We start from the raw sequence: 17211 nt of genomic DNA on the forward strand, positions 1-17211 counted from the left end.
ACCGGCCTCCCAGGGGATCCCTGGAAGGCCGGTGGTCACAATGGTTCCGGTACGGAACTCAGCGGTTGACGCCGAGGTTGCCGAAGGCCGGGTTCAGCAGGCCGATGACGTTCACGCTGTTGCCGACCACGTTCACGGGGACGTGCACCGGGGCCTGGATGAGGTTGCCCGAGACGACGCCCGGGGAGCCCTCGGCGCTGCCGCCCGCCCACGCACCGTCGGTGGCGGAGGCCATGCCGGCACCAGCGGCAACCAGGCCACCGGCCACCATCGCGACAGCAGTGGCCTTCTTCAGGTTCTTCACTTCGAAACCCCTCCTTGCGATCACTGCGGCAAGTCGCCGCAGCACGCATTGGAGAACGGTCGAGATCCACAGAGGATGCGCCATCCGGGGGACATACACACGACGGTATGAATCTCATCCCGGAGTGGAACCCTCCGAATTGCCGCTCGCCGACGTACCCCGAGGAGTGGGCCAGAGCGCGGATCCGTCGAGTATCCGCTGGTGATCAGCCCGCCGCCCCATGCCGCACGGCCCAGAGCGCGGCCTGGGTCCGGTCGGCGAGGTCGAGTTTCATCAGGATGTTCGAAACATGCGTCTTGACGGTCTTCTCGGAGAGGACGAGCGCACGGGCGATTTCCCGGTTGGAGCGACCGTCCGCGATCAGGCCGAGCACCTCGCGTTCCCGCTCGGTGAGCGAACCGCCCCTCCCCTGGCCCGAGTTGGCCTCCTCCTGGGACAGCAGCGCGCCCGCGACCTCGGGCTGCAGCAGGATGTGCCCGGCGTGCACGGAGCGGATGGCGCCGGCCAGGGCGTCGGGGTCCACGTCCTTGTACACATACCCGGCGGCGCCCGCGCGCAGGGCCGGGACGACCGTGCGCTGCTCGGTGAAACTGGTGACGATCAGCACGCGCGCGGGGTTGGCGAGTTCGCGGAGCTTGCGCAGCGCGTCGATGCCGTCCATGCCGGGCATCTTGACGTCCATGAGGACGACGTCGGGCTTCAACTCCTCGGCGCGGGCGACTCCTTCGGCGCCGTCGGACGCCTCTCCCACGACCTCGATGTCGTCCTGCACCTCGAGGAAAGTGCGCAGGCCCCGGCGGACCACTTGGTGGTCGTCGACGAGCAGCACCTTGATTGCGTCAGCCACCAGGGACCTCCATCTCTATCGTGGTGCCCTTGTCGGGCGCCGATTCCACGGTGAGTGTGCCGCCGACTCCGCTCGCCCGGTCGCGCATCGACACGAGCCCGAGGTGGCGGCCCGCGCTGCGTATCGCGGTGGGTTCGAAGCCGCTGCCGTCGTCGGTGACGCGCAGCACGGCGCCCGGTCCACGCTTTTCCAGGGTCACGTCGACCTGGGCGGCGCCGGAGTGCCGCAGCGCGTTGTGCAGGGCCTCCTGGGCGACGCGCAGCATGGCCTCCTCCTGGGCGGCGGGCAGCGCCCGTACCCCGCGGCCGGCGAAGGTCACGCGCGCGGAGTGGGCGCGGTCGAGGACCTGGATGTGAGTGCGCAGAGTGGCGACCAGGCCGTCCTCGTCGAGGGCGGTGGGGCGCAACTCGACGACGGCCGCGCGCAGTTCGTCGGCGGCCTGCGCGGCGAGCGCGGCCACCTGCTGGAGTTCGCCCTTGGCGCGCGACGGGTCGCGGTCGACGAGGGCGGCGGCGGCCTGCGCGGTGAGGCGTAGGGAGAACAGCTTCTGGCTGACCGCGTCGTGGAGTTCATGGGCGAGCCGGGAGCGCTCCTCAGCGATGGTGAGCTCTCGGCTGCGCTCATACAGGCGGGCATTCGTCAGGGCGATCGCGGCGTGCTGGGCGAGGATCGTGAGCAGCTCCTCGTCGTCCTCGGTGAAGCCGCAACTGCCGTCCGCTTTGGGGCAGTTCTTGTTCGCGAGGAACAGTGCACCGATCACGTCGTCGCCGTCGCGGATCGGCAGGCCCAGGAAGTCGGACATGTCGGGGTGGGCCGAGGGCCAGCCTTCGAAACGCGGGTCCTTGCGCACGTCGGCCAGGCGCTCGGGGCGGGCCTCGTGCAGCATCGCGGCGAGGATGCCGTGCTGGCGCGGGAGCGGGCCGATGGCCTTCCACTGGGCGTCACTGACGCCGTCGACGACGAACTGGGCGAAGCCGCCGTGGTCGTCGGGCACGCCGAGGGCCGCGTACTGCGCGTCGAGCAGCTCTCGGGCCGAGGCGACGATCGTCTTGAGGACGTCGCGCACCTCGAGATGCCTGCTCATGGCCAGCAGCGCGGAACTCACCGCGTACAGGCCCGACCGGGGTCCTTGGCTCATGACCCCAAAGTACCGGCGGGGTGTGACAACGCGTATCGGACCTGTGATGGCGGTCGCCTGGGCCGGGAGGACTAGGACGAAGGGCCCTGGATCATTGCGGCCCGCGCACGAGGCGGTGGGGCGGCCGGGTTCCTACGTTGAAGACACCCGCCGGGAGCGGCGGTCACGGGACGAGGGGACGCATGTCATGCCGGTAGCGATCATCACGGGGGCTTCGAGGGGGCTGGGGCGGGCGCTCGGTGCGGCCCTGGCGGAGCGCGGCTGGGATCTGGTGCTCGACGCCAGAACGGCCGGGGTTCTGGAGGAGACGGCGGTGGCACTGTCCGGGTACGGGACGCGTGTGGAGGCGCTCCCCGGGGACGTCACGGACGCCGGGCACCGCGCCGAGCTGGTCGCGGTGGCCCGGAAGCTCGGTGGCGTCGACCTCCTGGTAAACAACGCGAGCGCGCTGGGGGCCGAGCCGCTGGTACACCTGGAGGAGCTGACCCTGGACGGACTGCGGCAGGCCCTCGAGGTCAACGTCGTCGCCGCGCTGGGGCTGATCCAGGAGGCGCTGCCGCTGCTGCGGGCCGCGCGGACGGGCACGGTCATCGACATCAGCTCGGACGCCGCCGCCGAGGCGTACCCGACGTGGGGCGGCTACGGAGCGTCGAAGGCGGCCCTCGACCACCTCTCCGCGGTCCTCGGCGAGGAGGAGCCGGGTCTTCGGGTCTGGGCGGTCGACCCCGGGGACATGGGCACGGACCTGTACACGGCAGCCGTACCGGACGACGACGATCCACGGCCGACGCCGGACAGTGTGGTTCCGGCCTTTCTGCGGCTGCTGGACGAGCGGCCGGTCAGTGGTCGTTACGGCGCCCCGGCTCTGCTGGAGGAGCGATGACGACCGCGATGGGGGTCCCCCCGCTCGAGGGCGGCAATCGAGAGTGGGGGAGGGTTCCGGAGGAGCTGTCGGCACAGGTGCCGGCCGAGCAGCGGGGGCCCGGGCGCGACCGGGACTCCGTACGGCTGCTGGTGTCGCGTGGCACCGAGGTGTCGCATCACGAGTTCGTGGAACTGCCGCGGCAGTTAAAGGCCGGGGATCTGCTCGTCGTCAACACCTCCACCACCCTGGCGGCCGCCGTCGACGCAAGGATCGGGCACGCGCGCGTGGTGGTGCATTTCTCCACGCGCGGCGATGACGGTCGGTGGGCGGTCGAGCTGCGGGAGCCCGACGGAAGGGGAACCACGCGCGCGCGTGCGGGCGGGCCCGCGGGAACAGAGGTCCGCCTCCCCGAGGACGTACGACTCGTACTGGAGGAGCCGCTTGCCTCGCGGAGCCCACGGCTGTGGTGGGCGCGGGTGTCGGACGCGGACGTCCTGGGGCTGCTGCGGCGGCACGGGCGGCCCATTCGCTACTCCTATACAGAGAGGGACCAGCCGCTGCCCGTGTACCAGACGGTGTTCGCGCTGCCGTCCGCCGACGGCGCGGGCAGTGCGGAGATGCCGAGCGCGGCGCGCCCCTTCACCGCGCGCGTGGTGGCGGAGCTGGTGAGCCGGGGTGTGCAGTTCGCGCCGATCACGCTGCACACGGGAGTCGCGTCGGCGGAGGCCCATGAGCCGCCGTATCCGGAGCGGTACGAGGTGCCCGGAGCGTCGGCGCGGCTGATCAACGCGGCGAAGGCCGGCGGCGGCCGGATCATCGCGGTCGGTACGACGGCCGTGCGTGCCGTCGAGTCCGCGACGGGCCCCGACGGAATGGTCCGGGCGGCGAAGGGCTGGACCGATCTCGTGGTGACCCCGGAGCGCGGGGTGCGGGTCGTCGACGGACTGCTGACCGGGCTGCACGAGCCGGAGGCCTCGCATCTGCTGATGCTGGAGGCGATCGCGGGACGGGCGGCGATCGACCGCAGCTACGACGAGGCACTGCGCGGGCTCTACCTCTGGCACGAGTTCGGGGACGTGCACCTCATCCTCCCGAGCGAGGCCCCTCACTCTGAGCGTTGCTCCCGCAACTGCAGGTGAGATTGATGTACGACCGATGTGAGCCCGCACATAGGGCGCACATCACGTACGAAGGTACATAGGAGATAAAGGGATCCCGTATGAGCGGGGCAGACGTGACAGTCTGCCCCGTTTTGCCCTTTCCGTGTCCACTACCCGGCTTCGTACGTCACACCTTTGCCACAGCATTTTGCGGCCGCTAAGAATTGCCTCCGTCGCTCAGCGCCTCGGGTTCCGTCCCACGGCGCTTGTTCCGGAAACACTCTGTCCCCACCGGACCGAGAGCGACCTCCGCGCTATTCGAAGAGGTCCATCAGTGATGTCCAAGAACGTCAACACTCCTGGTCATAGTCCGAAGCTGACCAAGGCCCACAAGCTTTCGGTCGCCGGTGTCGCGACCCTCGGTGCCGCCGCTCTCGCCTTCTCTCTGGTCCCGGGCAACTCGCAGACCGTCACGACCGACGCGGCCTCCACGGCCCAGGTCGCCTACAGCGAGCAGCCGATCAAGGACGTGAAGGCCCGCATCACGGACCAGCTGGCCGGCGCCGATCTGAAGGCCCAGGCCGTCGCGGCGAAGAAGAAGGCCGCTGACGACGCCGCTGCCGCCGCGAAGAAGAAGGCGGCCGACGAGGCCGCCAAGAAGGCCGACGAGGCCGCCAAGAAGAAGGCCGCCGCCGAGGCCGCCGCGAAGAAGAAGGCCGAGGAGGCCCGCGCCAAGGTGCAGGCCGCGAGCCGCTCCGCGCAGCGCCCCACGGTCCAGACCGTCGCCATGAAGACCTACGCCAACAACCTCGACGGCTGGATCCGCCAGTCCCTCGACATCATGGCGAAGCACGGCATCCCGGGTTCGTACAACGGCCTGCACCGCAACATCATGCGCGAGTCCTCGGGCAACCCGAACGCCATCAACAACTGGGACATCAACGCCATCAACGGCATCCCGTCGAAGGGCCTGCTCCAGGTCATCCCGCCGACGTTCAACGCGTATCACGTAGCCGGCACCTCGTGGAACATCTACGACCCGGTCGCCAACATCACGGCCGCCGCCAACTACGCGGCGGACAAGTACGGCTCGATGGACAACGTCAACAGCGCGTACTGAGGCCGAGCGCGGAGCTCCGACACGTACGCCGAAGGGCGGCACCCCGCTGGGGTGCCGCCCTTTCCATGCCTGAGCAATTACTTCCGCATGACCTCGGGCTCGTGGCGGCGCAGGAAGCGGGCCACGAAGAAGCCGCAGACCACGCCGAGGACGATCAGGGCGACCATGTCCAGGGTCCAGGCCCCGGCCGTGTGGTCCCACAGCGGGTCCGTGCTGCTCGGGTCGTCCTGGTTCGGGAAGATGTTGTTGAAGTCCAGCGTGGTACCGGAAGCGGCGACCGCCCAGCGGGCCGGCATCAGGTACGAGAACTGGTTGACGCCGGGGGTGCCGTTCAGGATGAACAGGCAGCCGGTGAAGACGACCTGGACGATCGCGAACATGACCAGCAGCGGCATGGTCTTCTCGGCGGTCTTCACCAGCGAGGAGATGACCAGGCCGAACATCATCGACGCGAAGCCGAGGGCCATGATCGGGATGGTGAGCTCGACCTTGGGCAGGCTGGTCAGGATCAGGCCCTCGTCCGGGACCGTGCGGCTGCCGAAGCCGATGGCGCCGACCAGCGCGCCTTGGAGCAGGGTGACCATGCCGAGGACGATCACCTTGGACATCAGGTACGCGGAGCGGGACAGACCCGTCGCTCGTTCCCGCTCGTAGATCACCCGTTCCTTGATCAGCTCACGGACGGAGTTGGCGGCGCCCGCGAAGCAGGCGCCGACCGCGAGGATCAGCAGCACCGTGGTGGCCGTGCCGTTCGCGACGTGCACGCCCTGCTTCGTGATGATCGGGTTGACCAGCAGCGTCTTGTCCGAGTCGATGAGCAGGCTCACCGAGCCCAGCACCGCGGGCAGGATCACCGTCAGCGCCAGGAAGCCCTTGTCGGAGGCGATCACCGAGACATAGCGGCGGATCAGGGTCATCAGCTGGGAGCCCCAGCTCTGCGGCTTGGGCGGCTTCATCGCCTGCGGCGGCGGCATCTGCGTCGACTGAGGGGCGACCGCGTCGATGTCCGCGGCGTACATCTGGTAGTGCTGCGAGCCCTTCCAGCGGCCCGCCCAGTCGTAGTCGCGGTAGTTCTCGAAGGCGGAGAAGACGTCGGCCCAGGTCTCGTAGCCGAAGAAGTTCAGCGCCTCCTCCGGCGGGCCGAAGTAGGCGACGGACCCGCCGGGCGCCATCACCAGAAGCTTGTCGCAGATCGCCAGCTCGGCCACGGAGTGCGTGACGACGAGCACCGTACGGCCGTCGTCGGCGAGGCCGCGCAGCAGCTGCATGACGTCGCGGTCCATGCCCGGATCGAGGCCGGAGGTCGGCTCGTCCAGGAAGATCAGCGACGGCTTGGTGAGCAGCTCCAGGGCCACGGAGACGCGCTTGCGCTGGCCACCGGAGAGGGAGGTGACCTTCTTCTCCTTGTGGATGTCCAGTTTCAGCTCGCGCAGCACCTCGTCTATGCGGGCCTCGCGCTCCGCGCCCGTGGTGTCCGCGGGGAAGCGCAGCTTGGCCGCGTACTTGAGGGCCTTCTTGACGGTCAGCTCCTTGTGCAGGATGTCGTCCTGCGGGACCAGACCGATGCGCTGGCGCAGCTCGGCGAACTGCTTGTACAGGTTCCGGTTGTCGTAGAGGACGTCACCCTGGTTGGCGGGGCGGTAGCCCGTGAGCGCCTTCAGGAGCGTCGACTTGCCGGAGCCGGACGGGCCGATGACCGCGATGAGCGACTTCTCGGGCACGCCGAAGGAGACGTCCTTCAGGATCTGCTTGCCGCCGTCGACCGTGACGGTCAGATGGCGGGCCGAGAAGGAGACCTCACCGGTGTCGACGAACTCCTCGAGGCGGTCGCCGACCAGACGGAACGTCGAGTGACCGACGCCGACGATGTCGTTCGGGCCGAGCAGCGCCGAGCCGCCCTTGGCGATCGGCATACCGTTGACGTACGTGCCGTTGTGCGAGCCGAGGTCACGGATCTCGAAGCGGCCGTCGGGTGTCGCGTGGAACTCGGCGTGGTGCCGAGAGACCTGAAGGTCGGAGACGACCAGCTCGTTCTCCAGCGCACGACCGATGCGCATCACGCGGCCGAGCGAGAACTGGTGGAACGTGGTGGGGCTGCGGTCGCCGTAGACCGGCGGCGCCCCCGCGCCACCACCGGGTCCCTGCTGCGGCGGGATATTCGCCGCCTGTTGCGGCTGCTGCCAGCCCTGCTCCGGCGCCTGCTGCTGCGGCGCCTGCTGGGCCCAGCCGGGACTCGCGCCCTGCGCCGCGTACGGCTGCTGCTGGGGCTGGGCGACCGCGGCCGCGGCGCCCGACAGGTTCAGGCGCGGTCCGTCGGTCGCGTTGCCGAGGTGCACGGCCGAGCCGGGGCCGATCTCCATCTGGTGGATCCGCTGCCCCTGCACGAACGTGCCGTTGGTGCTGCCGTGGTCCTCGATGACCCAACTGCGGCCGCCCCAGCTGATCGTGGCGTGACGCCAGGAGACCCTGGCGTCGTCGAGCACGATGTCTCCCTGCGGATCACGTCCGAGGGTGTATGGCCTGGACGCATCGAGCGTCCAGGTCCGTCCATTCAATTCCAGTACGAGTTCCGGCACTCCATGCCCCACTGAGTTGTCCCCCGAGTTACCCCCATCGCAGGGAGTCTAGGGATGTCGAACATCGTGGGGAACTATTTCAGTACGAGCCCCCTGACCGAAAGTCGGGCCTTGTGAAGGATGCGTTCGGGCGGGTTGCCCGTTTCCGTTGACGGGGTTGAAACCGGCCCGGAGAGTGGTAATCCCACGCGAGGGGGACATCCGCGGTGGATCGCCGCGGCGCGGATCGGGGGGTCTGACGATGAGTATCGAGACCGCGGACCACGGCGGGAGTGCCAGGAGTGTGCCCTGGGGCGACGTACTGCTGTCCGCGATCGCCTCTGTGAGCTGGGCGTTGATCGGAATGGCCGGCACGGCCGCGCTCGGGCTGCATCTGCTCGGGGCCGACGCGGCGGGCTCGCTCGGGCCGATGACCGCGGCGGTGGTGGCACTTGGGGCCAATGGTGCGGTCAAGCCGTCCGGCGATGTGTCGGCCTTCGGCCTGAAAGGAGCGGAGGCTCACACGGCCCTGCAGATCACGCCACTGGGTGTGGGGCTGGTCGGCGCGCTCCTCATGTCCTGGTTCTTCCTACGATCCCTGCGCGGGGCGGCAGTTGTGATCGCGCCCTCCGAACTCCTCGCGCGCGTGGGCGCGGTGGTTCTTCTCTTCGTGGCGACGCTGGGCGGACTCGCCTGGGCCGGTCACGACATCATCACGATCGACGGGAGCAAGCTCGGGCTCGACAAGGTCACGGGCGGCGGAGGACTCGGCGACATCACGGACAAGCTCCCCGGCGGGCTCGGAGACCTCGGCGGGCTGCTGCCCGACAAAATCGGCGATCTGGTGAACGCGAAGGCCGCCGTGGGGTTCACGGTCGACACCGTGCCCACGCTGCTCGGGGGCGCGGCCTGGGCGGCCGGCATCCTGGTGATCGCCCTGCTTGCCTCCCGACGTACGCCGCTGCCGCGCGGCTGGGCGGCCGTGCACCGGGTGGTGCGCCCCGCCGCCTCCGCGCTCGTCAGCGTGTTGCTGGTCGCGGTCCTGGCCGGGCTCGCGGCGGCCGCGTACGCGGCGATCGGCGACGCCCATCCCAAGCGGATCGCGGGCGCGGCCCTGCTCGGCGCGCCCAACGGTGTGTGGCTCGGCATCCCCATCGGCCTCTTCGTCCCCTGGGACGGCAAGGCCACCGGCGAGCTCGCCAAGCTGCTCCCCGACCCCCTGGACAGGCTGCTGAGCGTCAACTCCGACCAGCCCGTCACGCTGGGTCGACTCGCCGAACTCGACGGCCGCGTGTGGCTGTTGGGGGTGGCGACCGCGGTCATGATGCTGTGCGCGGGTGTCCTGGCCGCCGCGCGTACGCCTTTTGTACGGGGGCCGGGTGCCACTGCCGCGGGAGGCGCGGGTGCCACAGATGTACGGGGCGGGGGTGCCCTCGGCTTCGCAGGGCGCTGCGCTCTTCGTCTGGGCGTCGTGACGGCGCTGGCACTGCCGCTGCTCGCGTGGCTGACGGAGGTGTCCGCGGACGCCTCGCTGTCGGTGCTGGGCTTCGACGCGTTCGGTGCCGGGGTCGTGTTGCACGGGCACCTGGGCATGGCGCTGCTGCTCGGCGCCGCGTGGGGTGCGGGGGCGGGGGCGGCGGGGGCGCTGCTCGCGTGCGCGAGCGGGGCCGCGGGGCGGCGGGCGGCGCCGCTGGCACTGGGTGACGCGGGGGGCTCGGTGCCCGCGGCCGAGTACCCCGTGCTCGCCGGGGAGTCCGGACCGTACAGCCCCCAGGCCTCGTACCGTCCGCCGAATCCCGACACCAATCCGTATCTGCGACTGCCCGACGAGCTGCGGGAGCCGGAGGACGGGCGGCCGCCGGGAGGTGTGCGGCCGCCAGGAGGTACGCGGCCCCCGGCGGCTTCGCGGCCGCGCGACGACGTGTACGGGGCGCCGACGGTGGTGGGGCCGATCGGGCCTCAGCCGAAGCCACGGCAGGCGCGGCCTCAGGAGGGGCCGCCGCCACCGCCGCCACCGCCGGACGGAGGGACACCGGCGCCACGGAGGCCTCGGGGGGGCCGGTGACTCGGGGGCCGGTGACTCGGGGGCCGGTGAAACGCCTCCACCCGGTGGTGGGTCGGGGCCGTGCCGGTATTCGCCGTCGCCGGTGGATCAGACGTTGGGTTGTGGGGAGCCGTTTCCAGATCCGAACGTAAGCGACGGGCATTCGATGTACCGGCACGGTCCCTCCCGTGCGTTCGCGGCTGCCGATGCGTGGGGCTTACGGCACGCCCCCTTCCGTACGTCGAGGGCTGCGGGTGCGTGGATCTTTGAGCCCCGCAGGTACCCATCAGCCCGTCCGGCGTTTGAGGACGAGGCCGTCGAGGCCGATACGGGGGGCTGGGGGCGGAGCCCCCAGGGACGGGAAGGGTAGGGGCGGAGGAGGCGAAAGAACTCGGATTCGCACCACCGGGCAACGCCACCTGCCGACGTACGGTGGCGGCGTCGGCGGGCGTCACCCAGAGTTCACTGTCCGCAAGGCGGACCGCGCGGGCGGAGGGCACTGGGCGCCGGATACGGTGGGAGGCACCATGAGCGCTTCGCAGACCTCTGACGTCCCCACTCTCCTCGTCAAGATCTTCGGCAAGGACCGGCCCGGCATCACGGCCGGACTCTTCGACACCCTCGCCGCCTACTCCGTCGACGTGGTCGACATCGAGCAGGTCGTCACCCGTGGCCGGATCGTGCTGTGCGCGCTCGTGACCGAGCCGCCCGCCGGGATCGAGGGTGATCTGCGGGCCACCGTCCACAGCTGGGCGGAGTCGATGAAGATGCAGGCGGAGATCATCTCCGGCCTGGGCGACAACCGGCCGCGCGGACTCGGACGTTCGCTCGTCACCGTGCTCGGGCACCCGCTCACTGCGGAGTCGACGGCGGCGATCGCCGCGCGGATCACGAAGACCGGCGGCAATATCGACCGTATCTTCCGGCTCGCCAAGTACCCGGTGACGGCGGTCGAGTTCGCCGTGTCCGGTGCGGAGACAGAGGCGCTGCGCACCGCGCTGATGACCGAGGCCTCGGCGCTCGGTGTCGACATCGCGGTGGTCGCGGCGGGGCTGCACCGGCGGGCCCAGCGTCTCGTGGTGATGGATGTGGACTCGACGCTCATCCAGGACGAGGTGATCGAGCTCTTCGCCGCGCACGCCGGCTGCGAGGCCGAGGTCGCCGAGGTGACGGCGGCCGCGATGCGCGGGGAGCTGGACTTCGAGCAGTCGCTGCACGCGCGCGTGGCCCTCCTGAAGGGGCTGGACGCCTCGGTGGTGAACAAGGTGCGCGAGGAGGTGCGGCTCACGCCGGGAGCGCGGACGCTGATCCGTACGCTGAAGCGGCTCGGCTTCCAAGTCGGTGTCGTCTCGGGCGGGTTCACTCAGGTCACCGATGACCTCATGGAGCGGCTCGGGCTCGACTTCGCGCAGGCCAACACGCTGGAGATCGTCGACGGGAAGCTGACCGGCAGGGTCATCGGCGAGATCGTGGACCGCGCAGGCAAGGCGCGGCTGCTGCGCCGCTTTGCCGCCGAGGCAGGCGTGCCGCTCGCCCAGACCGTGGCGATCGGCGACGGCGCCAACGACCTCGACATGCTCAACGCGGCGGGTCTCGGCGTCGCGTTCAACGCCAAGCCGGTCGTGCGCCAGGCCGCGCACACCGCGGTGAACTTCCCCTTCCTGGACACGGTGCTGTATCTGCTGGGCGTCACCCGCGAAGAGGTCGAGGCGGCGGACATGCACCTGGACGATCACTGAGCGCACATGCACAGATGGGGCCCGGCACCGCCTTGGTGCCGGGCCCCATCGCGTAGACGTGGGTTACTCGGTCGGCGCCCAGTAGTCGCTCAGCGTGGCCGCTGCGGGCTCCAGGGACTTCCAGGAGCCCTCGAAGGAGAGCACCGCGAAGGCGGCGGTGGGGAATCCTCGGCTGTTCATCCGGGTGCGGGTGTCGCCCTCGGCCTGGCCGGCCAAGATCTCGGCGAGTCCGTGCAAGCCCGGGTTATGGCCGATCAGGACCACATTCTGCGCGTCGTCGGGGGTTTCGTTCAGTACGGCGATCAGCTCGCCGGGCGAGGCCTCGTAGAGCCGCTCCTCATAGACCGTTTTCGGCCGGTGGGCGAGCTCATGGACGGCGAGCTTCCAGGTCTCGCGGGTCCGGGTCGCGGTGGAGCAGAGGGCCAGATCGACGGGGATGCCGGTGTCGGCCAGCTTGCGTCCGGCGACGGCGGCGTCCATGTGGCCCCGGTCGGCGAGCGGCCGCTCGTGGTCGGGCACCTGTGGCCAGTCGGCTTTCGCATGCCGGAAGAGAACAATCCTGCGGGGTTCTGCGACGCTCATGCGTCCCAGCTTCGCATGAAACAGGCCATGCGGCGCAGGGAGTTGACGCGCTCCCCCGGCAGGGGTGACGGGGCAGTCCGGCACGGCCCGTCAAGGGGCGCTCAGGGCGCCTGGAGCAGCACCGTGTGCTGGACGTGCTCGAAGACCTGGGTGATCGCCGCGTCGCCGCCCGCGGCGTGCGCGTCCGCCGGGTTGAGTATCAGGAGCAGCAGGGTGACGAAGGCGAGCGTCGGCAGGGCCAGGGCCCACCAGGGCAGCCGGATGTCGACGCGGCCCGAGGTCGCCGGGTGGGGCCTGGTGTGCGTACGGGCCGACATGACGCCTCCGTGGCTTCGAGTGCTCCGTGGTCCGCGTCCTCGCGGCCACACCTCGAAGTTACGGAATCCGCGGCCCTCAACCCATCCGGTGATCCACCCAGTTGACCCTGACACTCACCCCCTAGGGGATGGGGGGTTAGCCCCACCATCAGGGGGGCGCGTCAGGGCGAGGCGATCGTCGCGATGATGCCGATGATCACGGTGATGGCGAGGAACGTGCCGAAGACGAGCAGCATCTTCTTCTGGCCGTTCTGGGGGTTCGGTTCGAGCACTGGCATACGACCAGTCTCGCACCCTTCGTCCACCCCCTCAGGGGTGGGGTCGGCGTGCGACCTCGTCCTCCACCGTGCGGTTGCGGCCCGCCAGAATGCCCACCCCGATCTGCGGAACCATCAGCGCGGCCATGAGCGCGAGCGGCAGGCCCCAGCCGCCGCTGTGCTGGTAGAGCACGCCCACCAGCAGGGGGCCCGGGATCGAGAGGAGATAGCCGGTGCTCTGGGCGAACGCCGAGAGCTTGGCGACGCCCGCGCCGGTCCGGGCCCGCATGCCGACCATGGTGAGGGCCAGCGGGAAGGCGCAGTTGGAGACGCCGAGCAGCACGGCCCAGGCCCAGGCGCCGCTCGCCGGGGCGAAGTACAGGCCCGCGTATCCGGCCAGTCCGCAGGCGCCGAGCGCGACCACGATCGGCCCCTGGTGGGGCAGCCGCGTGGCGAGGCGCGGGATGACGAAGGCCAGCGGCACGCCCATCACCATCGTGACCGCGAGCAGCAGTCCTGCGGTCTCGGCCGCGACTCCGGCATCGCGGAAGATCTGCGCCATCCAGCCCATCGTGATGTACGCGGCGGTGGCCTGCAGCCCGAAGAAGACGGCAAGCGCCCAGGCGGTACGGCTGCGGGTGATGCGCAGCCCGTCGGGCTCCCGTCGAGCGGACGTGCCGGTCCCGGTGGCGGGACTCCGACCGCCGGCACCGGTCCCGCTATCGGCACGCCGACCGGCGGCACCGCCCTCGGATTCGGCACCCCGCGCGCGAACGAGCAGAATCCACGGCACCACGGCCGCCGCCGCGAGCCCCGCCCACACCGCGAGCCCGGACTTCCAGCTGCCGCCCAGGGCGTCGGTCATGGGCACGGTCACCGCGGCGGCGGCCGAGGTGCCGAGCGCGAGGGCCATCGAGTACAGGCCGGTCATGGAGCCGACCCGGTCCGGGAAGAAGCGCTTGACGATCACCGGCATCAGGACATTGCTGACGGCGATGCCCATGAGCGCGAGGGCGCTGGCGGCCAGGAAGCCGGCGGTGTTCCCGGCGAACGGCCGGATCGCCAGGCCCGCCGTGATGGCGACCATGCCCGCGCAGACGACCGCGCCGGGCCCGAAGCGGCGGGCGAGCCGCGGTGCCATGACTCCGAAGACGGCGAAGCACAGCGGCGGTACGGAGGTGAGCAGTCCGGCGACGCTGCCGCTCATGCCGAGCCCGTCGCGCACCTCTTCGAGGAGGGCGCCCAGGCTGGTGATGGCCGGGCGCAGATTGAGCGCGGTGAGGACGATGCCGGCGACCACGAGTCGCGTCGTCCACGCGCGCGTGGACGACGACGGGGACTCCACGCTCTCGGCGGAGCTGCGTATCGGTGTGGACGTCATCGTCCCGGTCTCCTCGCCAGTCATGTCACCCATCATAGAATCATGGGATGATTGGCTGTCCAATCCCCTTGCGTTAATCTCCGGAGCCTCCGGCCCCGCGCGACCGACCACCCCGGACCGCCCGTACGAAGGACCGCCATGCCGCTGAGCCACCCCCGCCGTTCGGCGCTGTCCGAGCAGGTCATCGCCGAGCTGCGGAACCAGATCACCTCGGGCGAGTGGCCGGTGGGCTCCCGCATCCCCACCGAGCCGGAGCTGGTCGGGCAACTCGGCGTCGCCCGCAACACGGTCCGCGAGGCCGTCCGCGCCCTCGCCCACAACGGCCTGCTCGACATCCGCCAGGGGTCCGGCACTTACGTGGTAGCGACCAGCGAGCTGGCGGGCGTGATGCACCGCCGCTTCGCGGACGCCGACCCGCGGCACATCGCCGAGCTGCGCTCCACCTTGGAGTCGAGCGCGGCGAAGCTGGCCGCCGAGCGGCGCACCGAACGCGATCTGAAGCAGCTGGACGTGCTCCTCGCGCGCCGGGAGGAAGCGTGGGAGTCGGGCGACGCGGAGGCCTTCGTGACCGCCGACGCGACGTTCCACCTGGCGGTGGTCGCCGCGTCCCACAACGACGTCATGACGGCGATGTACGCGGACCTGGGCGAGGTGCTGCGCGACTGGCTGCGCGAGGACGTCGGCAAGGAGCTGACGCCGGAGACGTACATGGACCACGCCCGGCTCGTCGACGCGATCCGGGCGGGCGACGCGCAGGCAGCCGCCACCGAGGCCGCGGGCTATCCGTTCCTGTGCCGTCCGGGACGGCTCGGCGGGCAGGACCCGGACCTCACCTCTGGTGGCTGATCCAGACCGAGCGGATCTCCTTCCAGCACCGGCCGGTGAGCCGCACCGTGGCGGCGGGCGCGGTGTCGACGAGGGTGCTGTCGGTGTCGAGGTCCCACCAGCGGGCGCACTCGATGTGCAGGCTGACCCGGTCGGTCTCCGGGTACGGGTTGTGGCAGTAGGCGACCACCCGGGAGCCGGTGACGGTGGTGCGGCACTCGGCGCCGAAGAGCTGCGGGCCAACGGGTTTTCCGGCCCCCACGCGCGGGTGGGGCGTGGCGTCGTACGGCAGAGCCATCACCAGAGCGACAGCGGCGAACACCGGGGCGAAGCGGCGGGACAGGCGCACAAGGGGACCTCCTCGGCCGTACGGCTGCGGGGCGGTGCGTACTCCCAGCGTGCGCGGTATGGGGCCCGGGCCGCCCGACCGGATGGGCCAAATGGGCGATGCCCCGGTCCCCGCACAGTGCGGGAAACGGGGCGTCGGCCTCGCAGAGGAAATCAGGCGCCGATGGCGTGCAGACCGCCGTCCACGTGGATGATCTCGCCCGTGGTCTTCGGGAACCAGTCGCTCAGCATCGCGACGACACCGCGTCCGGCCGGCTCCGGGTCCTTGAGGTCCCACTCCAGGGGTGCGCGGGAGTCCCACACGGCAGCGAGCTCGCTGAAGCCCGGGATGGACTTGGCGGCCATGGAGCCGATGGGGCCCGCGGAGATGAGGTTGCAGCGGATGTTCTGCTTGCCCAGGTCGCGCGCCATGTAGCGGTTGGTGGCCTCCAGGGCGGCCTTGGCCGGGCCCATCCAGTCGTACTGCGGCCAGGCGTACTGAGCGTCGAAGGTGAGGCCGACGACCGAGCCGCCGTTCTGCATCAGCGGCAGGCAGGCCATGGTCAGCGACTTCAGGGAGAACGCCGAGACGTGCATGGCCGTGGCGACCGACTCGAAGGGCGTGTTCAGGAAGTTGCCGCCGAGGGCGTCCTGCGGCGCGAAGCCGATGGAGTGGACGACGCCGTCGAGGCCGCCCAGCTCCTCACCGACGATGTCGGCCAGGCGGGCGAGGTGTTCGTCGTTGGTGACGTCGAGCTCGATGACCTTGGTGGGCTTGGGGAGCTTCTTGGCGATGCGCTCGGTCAGCGTGGGCCGCGGGAACGCGGTCAGGATGATCTCGGCGCCCTGCTCCTGGGCCAGCTTGGCGGTGTGGAAGGCGATGGAGGACTCCATCAGCACACCGGTGATCAGGACGCGCTTGCCCTCGAGAATTCCGCTCATGGTGTTCAGTGACCCATTCCCAGTCCGCCGTCAACGGGGATGACGGCTCCAGTGATGTACGAGGCGTCGTCCGAGGCGAGGAACCGCACCGTCGCGGCGATCTCCTCGGGCTGCGCGTACCGGCCCAGCGGCACCTGCGACACGATGTTCGCACGCTGGTCGTCGGTGAGCGCCTGGGTCATGTCCGTGTCGACGAAACCGGGCGCGACGACGTTGAACGTGATGTTGCGCGAGCCGAGCTCTCGGGCGAGCGAGCGCGCGAATCCGACCAGGGCGGCCTTGGAGGCGGCGTAGTTCGCCTGCCCCGCCGAGCCGAGCAGCCCGACGACCGACGAGATGAGGACGACGCGGCCCTTCTTGGCGCGCAGCATGCCGCGGTTGGCGCGCTTGACGACGCGGAAGGCGCCGGTGAGGTTGGTGTCGATGACCGAGGTGAAGTCCTCCTCGGACATGCGCATCAGCAGCTGGTCCTTGGTGACGCCGGCGTTGGCGACGAGGACCTCGACCGGCCCGTGCTCGGCCTCGATCTCCTTGTAGGCCTGCTCCACCTGCTCGGTGTCGGTGATGTCGCACTTGACGGCGAGGAAGCCGGACGGCGGCTCACCGGAGCGGTATGTGATCGCGACCTTGTCGCCGGCATCGGCGAACGCGCGGGCGATGGCGAGGCCGATGCCCCGGTTGCCTCCGGTGACGAGAACCGAGCGGCTCAACGGATCACCCTTTCGATAGCGGAATGGAACCCCTGCAGGACAGGCGCCTTCATCAAAAACCTATCGGTCCGATCCGCCCCGCGGAGAATCGGGCACCGACAGTGGGACCGGTGACTCACTGTCGGATCCCTACAGAAAGCCGTGGTCGGCCGACCGAA

At 70.3% G+C, this 17211-nt stretch carries 17 protein-coding genes; 6 read left to right on the top strand and 11 right to left on the bottom strand.

The window, feature by feature from the left end; translation table 11 throughout:
* Nucleotides 1–58 precede the first annotated feature (58 nt).
* From ACZ4RZ_RS07865 to ACZ4RZ_RS07875, 3 genes are all read right to left on the bottom strand, one after another.
* A complete protein-coding gene (locus ACZ4RZ_RS07865; RefSeq protein ID WP_467743114.1) occupies nucleotides 59–304 on the bottom strand; it encodes a chaplin in 246 nt (81 codons plus the stop codon).
* A gap of 205 nt (nucleotides 305–509) precedes the next feature.
* Entirely contained in the window at nucleotides 510–1151 is a 642-nt protein-coding gene (locus ACZ4RZ_RS07870; protein ID WP_467743115.1) for a response regulator, read from the bottom strand.
* On the bottom strand, nucleotides 1144–2289 hold the full coding sequence (locus ACZ4RZ_RS07875) for a GAF domain-containing sensor histidine kinase (protein ID WP_467743116.1): 1146 nt from the start codon (nucleotides 2287–2289) through the stop codon (nucleotides 1144–1146). The genes ACZ4RZ_RS07870 and ACZ4RZ_RS07875 overlap by 8 nt, the downstream gene beginning before the upstream one ends.
* Before the next feature lie 187 nt (nucleotides 2290–2476).
* Here ACZ4RZ_RS07875 and ACZ4RZ_RS07880 point away from each other — a divergent pair, with 187 nt between their 5' ends.
* From ACZ4RZ_RS07880 to ACZ4RZ_RS07890, 3 genes are all read left to right on the top strand, one after another.
* Nucleotides 2477–3172 carry an SDR family NAD(P)-dependent oxidoreductase gene (locus ACZ4RZ_RS07880; protein WP_467743117.1) on the top strand — a complete coding sequence of 232 codons (696 nt, stop codon included), beginning with the start codon at nucleotides 2477–2479 and terminating at the stop codon, nucleotides 3170–3172.
* Nucleotides 3169–4293 (top strand): S-adenosylmethionine:tRNA ribosyltransferase-isomerase, encoded by a 1125-nt coding sequence (locus ACZ4RZ_RS07885; RefSeq protein WP_467743118.1) that lies wholly within the window; start codon nucleotides 3169–3171, stop codon nucleotides 4291–4293. Before ACZ4RZ_RS07880 ends, ACZ4RZ_RS07885 begins: the two co-directional genes overlap by 4 nt.
* Before the next feature lie 298 nt (nucleotides 4294–4591).
* Nucleotides 4592–5374, top strand: coding sequence for a transglycosylase SLT domain-containing protein (locus ACZ4RZ_RS07890; RefSeq protein ID WP_467743119.1), 783 nt, complete (start codon nucleotides 4592–4594; stop codon nucleotides 5372–5374).
* Nucleotides 5375–5451: 77 nt separating this feature from the next.
* Here the strand turns inward: ACZ4RZ_RS07890 and ACZ4RZ_RS07895 are convergent, their stop codons facing one another.
* A complete protein-coding gene (locus ACZ4RZ_RS07895; protein WP_467743120.1) occupies nucleotides 5452–7950 on the bottom strand; it encodes an ABC transporter ATP-binding protein/permease in 2499 nt (832 codons plus the stop codon).
* Between the two features lie 241 nt (nucleotides 7951–8191).
* Here ACZ4RZ_RS07895 and ACZ4RZ_RS07900 point away from each other — a divergent pair, with 241 nt between their 5' ends.
* Nucleotides 8192–9994 carry a streptophobe family protein gene (locus tag ACZ4RZ_RS07900; RefSeq protein ID WP_467743121.1) on the top strand — a complete coding sequence of 601 codons (1803 nt, stop codon included), beginning with the start codon at nucleotides 8192–8194 and terminating at the stop codon, nucleotides 9992–9994.
* 506 nt (nucleotides 9995–10500) lie between these two features.
* Nucleotides 10501–11712, top strand: a complete 1212-nt coding sequence (serB, locus tag ACZ4RZ_RS07905; RefSeq protein ID WP_467743122.1) for a phosphoserine phosphatase SerB — start codon at nucleotides 10501–10503, stop codon at nucleotides 11710–11712.
* 63 nt (nucleotides 11713–11775) lie between these two features.
* Here serB and ACZ4RZ_RS07910 read toward each other — a convergent pair whose 3' ends face one another.
* The 4 genes from ACZ4RZ_RS07910 to ACZ4RZ_RS07925 form a co-directional block, all read right to left on the bottom strand.
* Nucleotides 11776–12294: a SixA phosphatase family protein gene (locus ACZ4RZ_RS07910; protein WP_467743123.1), complete on the bottom strand. Its 519-nt coding sequence runs from the start codon at nucleotides 12292–12294 to the stop codon at nucleotides 11776–11778.
* Nucleotides 12295–12395: 101 nt separating this feature from the next.
* Nucleotides 12396–12611 carry a hypothetical protein gene (locus tag ACZ4RZ_RS07915; protein ID WP_467743124.1) on the bottom strand — a complete coding sequence of 72 codons (216 nt, stop codon included), beginning with the start codon at nucleotides 12609–12611 and terminating at the stop codon, nucleotides 12396–12398.
* A 161-nt stretch (nucleotides 12612–12772) separates the two neighbouring features.
* Nucleotides 12773–12889: an SGM_5486 family transporter-associated protein gene (locus tag ACZ4RZ_RS07920; protein ID WP_369245614.1), complete on the bottom strand. Its 117-nt coding sequence runs from the start codon at nucleotides 12887–12889 to the stop codon at nucleotides 12773–12775.
* A gap of 31 nt (nucleotides 12890–12920) precedes the next feature.
* A complete protein-coding gene (locus ACZ4RZ_RS07925; protein WP_467743125.1) occupies nucleotides 12921–14273 on the bottom strand; it encodes a CynX/NimT family MFS transporter in 1353 nt (450 codons plus the stop codon).
* Between the two features lie 114 nt (nucleotides 14274–14387).
* Here ACZ4RZ_RS07925 and ACZ4RZ_RS07930 point away from each other — a divergent pair, with 114 nt between their 5' ends.
* Nucleotides 14388–15095 (top strand): FadR/GntR family transcriptional regulator, encoded by a 708-nt coding sequence (locus ACZ4RZ_RS07930; protein WP_467743126.1) that lies wholly within the window; start codon nucleotides 14388–14390, stop codon nucleotides 15093–15095.
* Here the strand turns inward: ACZ4RZ_RS07930 and ACZ4RZ_RS07935 are convergent.
* From ACZ4RZ_RS07935 to fabG, 3 genes are all read right to left on the bottom strand, one after another.
* Complete coding sequence (locus tag ACZ4RZ_RS07935) at nucleotides 15079–15423, bottom strand: hypothetical protein (RefSeq protein ID WP_467743127.1); 345 nt, start codon at nucleotides 15421–15423, stop codon at nucleotides 15079–15081. The genes ACZ4RZ_RS07930 and ACZ4RZ_RS07935 overlap by 17 nt on opposite strands.
* Nucleotides 15424–15575: 152 nt before the next feature.
* The gene (gene fabI, locus ACZ4RZ_RS07940; RefSeq protein WP_467743128.1) at nucleotides 15576–16343 is read right to left on the bottom strand and encodes an enoyl-ACP reductase FabI; all 768 of its coding nucleotides are present in this window, start codon (nucleotides 16341–16343) and stop codon (nucleotides 15576–15578) included.
* 5 nt (nucleotides 16344–16348) lie between these two features.
* Nucleotides 16349–17053 carry a 3-oxoacyl-[acyl-carrier-protein] reductase gene (gene fabG / locus ACZ4RZ_RS07945; protein WP_467743129.1) on the bottom strand — a complete coding sequence of 235 codons (705 nt, stop codon included), beginning with the start codon at nucleotides 17051–17053 and terminating at the stop codon, nucleotides 16349–16351.
* Between the last annotated feature and the right edge of the window lie 158 nt (nucleotides 17054–17211).

Source organism: Streptomyces sp. NPDC027189, assembly GCF_055566975.1.

Excerpts from the sequence above, each read along its gene's own strand:
- fabI (WP_467743128.1), bottom strand. The coding sequence starts at position 16,343 with ATGAGCGGAATTCTCGAGGGCAAGCGCGTCCTGATCACCGGTGTGCTG.
- ACZ4RZ_RS07880 (WP_467743117.1), top strand. The coding sequence starts at position 2,477 with ATGCCGGTAGCGATCATCACGGGGGCTTCGAGGGGGCTGGGGCGGGCG.
- ACZ4RZ_RS07890 (WP_467743119.1), top strand. The coding sequence starts at position 4,592 with ATGTCCAAGAACGTCAACACTCCTGGTCATAGTCCGAAGCTGACCAAG.
- ACZ4RZ_RS07875 (WP_467743116.1), bottom strand. The coding sequence starts at position 2,289 with ATGAGCCAAGGACCCCGGTCGGGCCTGTACGCGGTGAGTTCCGCGCTG.
- ACZ4RZ_RS07915 (WP_467743124.1), bottom strand. The coding sequence starts at position 12,611 with ATGTCGGCCCGTACGCACACCAGGCCCCACCCGGCGACCTCGGGCCGC.
- serB (WP_467743122.1), top strand. The coding sequence starts at position 10,501 with ATGAGCGCTTCGCAGACCTCTGACGTCCCCACTCTCCTCGTCAAGATC.
- ACZ4RZ_RS07910 (WP_467743123.1), bottom strand. The coding sequence starts at position 12,294 with ATGAGCGTCGCAGAACCCCGCAGGATTGTTCTCTTCCGGCATGCGAAA.
- ACZ4RZ_RS07900 (WP_467743121.1), top strand. The coding sequence starts at position 8,192 with ATGAGTATCGAGACCGCGGACCACGGCGGGAGTGCCAGGAGTGTGCCC.
- ACZ4RZ_RS07925 (WP_467743125.1), bottom strand. The coding sequence starts at position 14,273 with ATGACTGGCGAGGAGACCGGGACGATGACGTCCACACCGATACGCAGC.
- ACZ4RZ_RS07930 (WP_467743126.1), top strand. The coding sequence starts at position 14,388 with ATGCCGCTGAGCCACCCCCGCCGTTCGGCGCTGTCCGAGCAGGTCATC.
- ACZ4RZ_RS07885 (WP_467743118.1), top strand. The coding sequence starts at position 3,169 with ATGACGACCGCGATGGGGGTCCCCCCGCTCGAGGGCGGCAATCGAGAG.
- ACZ4RZ_RS07920 (WP_369245614.1), bottom strand. The coding sequence starts at position 12,889 with ATGCCAGTGCTCGAACCGAACCCCCAGAACGGCCAGAAGAAGATGCTG.